Annotated in this window: 5 protein-coding genes; 2 read left to right on the forward strand and 3 right to left on the reverse strand. The window is 70.7% G+C overall.

Features of this window, described 5'->3' with window-relative positions:
- A partial coding sequence (locus tag ACFW01_RS38280; protein WP_384511465.1) for a hypothetical protein occupies positions 1–207 on the forward strand: 207 nt, incomplete at its 5' end.
- 120 nt (positions 208–327) lie between these two features.
- Here ACFW01_RS38280 and ACFW01_RS38285 read toward each other — a convergent pair.
- On the reverse strand, positions 328–1,335 hold the full coding sequence (locus ACFW01_RS38285) for a stage II sporulation protein M (RefSeq protein ID WP_234961808.1): 1,008 nt from the start codon (positions 1,333–1,335) through the stop codon (positions 328–330).
- Positions 1,336–1,461: 126 nt separating this feature from the next.
- Here ACFW01_RS38285 and ACFW01_RS38290 point away from each other — a divergent pair, with 126 nt between their 5' ends.
- Positions 1,462–2,397: an RDD family protein gene (locus ACFW01_RS38290; protein ID WP_234961807.1), complete on the forward strand. Its 936-nt coding sequence runs from the start codon at positions 1,462–1,464 to the stop codon at positions 2,395–2,397.
- Positions 2,398–2,399: 2 nt separating this feature from the next.
- Here ACFW01_RS38290 and ACFW01_RS38295 read toward each other — a convergent pair whose 3' ends face one another.
- On the reverse strand, positions 2,400–3,014 hold the full coding sequence (locus ACFW01_RS38295) for a hypothetical protein (protein ID WP_234961806.1): 615 nt from the start codon (positions 3,012–3,014) through the stop codon (positions 2,400–2,402).
- Between the two features lie 106 nt (positions 3,015–3,120).
- Positions 3,121–3,257: adenosylhomocysteinase (locus tag ACFW01_RS38300; RefSeq protein WP_234961809.1), on the reverse strand; the 137-nt coding region annotated here is incomplete at its 5' end.

Below are 3,257 nucleotides of genomic sequence, written 5' to 3' on the forward strand. Positions count from 1 at the left end.
CTTGCGTTTCCGACTCTATCAGATCTTTCCGATCCGATTTCCTCGGTGCTTTCCAGGTTCCCGCTTTCGCGTTTCCCTTTCCGGCGGTTCCGACTTTATCAGAAGTTCCGAGTCGGTCTGACCGGCTCGTTCGTTTCCGATTTGATCGGGGGGGGGTGCTTCGTCGAATTCGAGATTCGGGAGGAAGCAAGCAGATGTTCACTGTGACCCTGGGGGATGAACCCCGTCTACAGGCAACTGTTCGAATCTACCTCCCCGCTCGCTCCGTGTCAACGGCTCTTGCGGGAACGAAGAGGACACTAGCAGTTCACCGCCGCTCCATGCACATCAGGCGGCTGTGGGCACCGTGGCACTGCGTTCGGCCTCCTCCACGTCGCCCGTGTCGCCTTCGTGTACCGCACGACGGCCCAGCACATAGACGTAGGCGAGGAAGGCCAGCTCAGCGACGACGCCGATGGTGATGCGGGCCCAGGTGGGCAGGCCGGACGGGGTGACGAAGCCTTCGATGGCGCCGGAGATGAAGAGGACCAGCGCGAGTCCGATGGCCATGCCGATGGCGGCGCGGCCCTCTTCGGCCAGGGCGATGCGCCGGCTGCGGGGTCCCGGGTCGATCAGGGTCCAGCCGAGGCGGAGTCCGGTGCCCGCGGCCACGAAGACCGCGGTCAGTTCGAGCAGGCCGTGGGGCAGGACGAGGCCGAGGAAGGTGTCGAGGCGCCCGGCCGACGACATCAGACCGAAGCCGACTCCGAGGTTCAGCATGTTCTGGAACAGGATCCAGATGACGGGCAGGCCCAGGAAGACGCCCAGGATCAGGCAGAGCGCGGCGGCCCACGCGTTGTTCGTCCAGACCTGTGCGGCGAAGGAGGCCGCGGGATGGCTCGAGTAGTACGTCTCGTACTGACCGCCCGGGCGGGTCATCTCGCGCAGTTCGGCGGGCGCCGCGATGGTGGACTGGACCTCGGGGTGCGTGCCGATCCACCAGCCGAGGAGCGCCGCCACGGCCGTCGACAGGAGTGCGGTGGGGACCCACCAGTGCCGGGCCCGGTAGACGGCGGCCGGGAACTGCCGGGTGAGGAAGCGTGTGACGTCGCGCCAGGAGGCTCGGCGAGTGCCGGTCACGGCACTGCGCGCGCGTGCCACCAGTTGGCTCAGGCGTCCGGTCAGCTGGGGGTCGGGTGCGCTGGACTGGATCAGGGAGAGGTGCGTGGCGGTGCGCTGATAGAGGGCGACGAGTTCGTCGGTCTCGGCACCGGTGAGTCGGCGTCGGCGCCGGAGCAGGGCGTCGAGGCGGTCCCACTCCGCGCGGTGGGCGGAGACGAAGACGTCGAGGTCCATCGGTGTGCCTGCTCCTCGGCTATCGTCAGCGGCTCGTCGTGGATCAGCTTGTCGTACTGCGGCGCGGTGCGTCCTCAGCTTGGCAGACTGGCGGGGACGGGGGGAGACGAGGGAAGGGCGGCGGGCGTGAGCGAGCTGGTGACGGGCGAGGCGGTGGCACTGGAGCTGCGCCCCGCGAGGCTGCCCAGCAGGGCGTTGGCCGTGCTGCTCGACCTTGCGGTGGCCGTGGCCGTCTACATGGCGGTCACCATCGCCCTGGTGGCCTCCACGGCCTCCTTGGACATGGCGGCGCAGACCGCGCTGTCGATCGCCGTCTTCGTGCTCGTCCTGGTGGGCGGGCCGATCGCCGTCGAGACGCTCAGCCATGGACGGTCGCTCGGGAAGATGGCGTGCGGGCTGCGGGTGGTGCGGGACGACGGCGGGCCGATCCGGTTCCGGCACGCGCTGGTGCGGGGCCTGATCGGGGTGATCGAGATCCTCATGACGTTCGGGGTGGTCGCCTGTATCGCCTCGTTGGTGTCGGCGCGGGGGCGTCGGCTCGGGGACGTGTTCGCGGGGACCCTGGTCGTGCGGGAGCGGGTGCCGGTCGCGTCCGCGGGGTTCATGCCGCCGCCTCCGCCCTGGCTGGCCGGGCGCTTCTCGGGGCTCGACCTGTCCGCGGTACCCGACGAGCTCTGGCTCGCCGTCCGTCAGTACCTGACGCGGATGGGGCAGCTCGATGCCCGCGTCGGCTGGGCCATGGCGGAGCGGCTCGCCGCGGACGTGGCGGCTCGGACGGGCGCCCCGGTGCCGCGGGAGGTTCCGCCGCCCGCCTATCTCGCCGCCGTGTTGCAGGAACGGCAGGCTCGGGAGGCGCGGCGGGCGTTCGGGGGTGCGGTCGTGGGTGCGGATCCGGTGGCGACGGCGTCGCCGCTGCCTCCCGTCGCTCCGGTAGCTCCTCCGGTGGCTCCCGCAGCTCCGGTCGCCCCTCCCCCTCACCCGCCGAGCTCCTCTGCCGCGCCCACGGCTGCGCCGTCGGACGGGCGCCCCGGTTCCGGGACCGGGTTCGTGCCGCCCGCGTAGCTTCACGGGAACGCGGACGGCGGTGACTCCAGGTCCTCCAGCTCGATGCCGGGGGCCGCGAGCACCACGTCGCCGGCGATGTGCACGGCATGCTGCTCACCGGTGTCCAGGGCTGTGACCTGGTATTCGTCCACGGTGAGGGGGCCGTTGTCAGTGGCGTGTGCTTCTCTCTTCAGCAAGGCCCAGGACTGGTCCACGGTGCGGGGGGCGAGGACCGGGTCCGTGAGGGCGACCAGGCGCAGGCGTGTGGCTGATCCGGAGGGGGTGAGGCGCAGGAGACGGGTGACGGCGACGAGGAAGGCCGGGGAGCTGCCGGTGAAGGCGTGGGCGCGCACATTGCCTTCGGTGGCGTGGACTCCGGTGGGGTCGGTACGGACCCAGGTGATGCCGTCGATGGCCGCGCCGCGTACCTGCCAGTCGGCGGCGTGGACTTCGAGGCGGATGGGGCGGCCCAGCTCGTCGAGGGCCAGGTCGACGGAGCCATGGTGGGCTCCGGTGGGCGTGGTCAGCCGGGAGACGTAGCGCCAGCCGGAGGGTCCGGGGGCGCATTGGAAGTGCTCTTCTGCGAGGGAGGTGTGGTCATGCGGGTCATGGAGCGAATATCGGCCGCGGGGCATGGTGGTCCTGGAGGGTGACGGGCTGCTGTTCCGGCCGCTGAGGCGCCAACGGGGCAGGCCCCCGGCACGGGGGTGCGGGGGCCTGTCTCGGAGGAGCCGTCAGGGCTCAGTAGCGGTAGTGGTCCGCCTTGTAGGGGCCCTCGACCTTGACGCCGATGTACTCGGCCTGCTCCGGGCGGAGCGTGGTCAGCTTGACGCCCAGGGAGTCGAGGTGGAGGCGGGCGACCTTCTCGTCCAGGTGCT

The organism is Streptomyces sp. NPDC058985, assembly GCF_042740985.1.
Taxonomy (GTDB): Bacteria; Actinomycetota; Actinomycetes; order Streptomycetales; family Streptomycetaceae; genus Streptomyces.

Coding starts and splice junctions, on each gene's coding strand:
- ACFW01_RS38285 (WP_234961808.1), bottom strand. CDS start 1,335: ATGGACCTCGACGTCTTCGTCTCCGCCCACCGCGCGGAGTGGGACCGC.
- ACFW01_RS38295 (WP_234961806.1), bottom strand. CDS start 3,014: ATGCCCCGCGGCCGATATTCGCTCCATGACCCGCATGACCACACCTCC.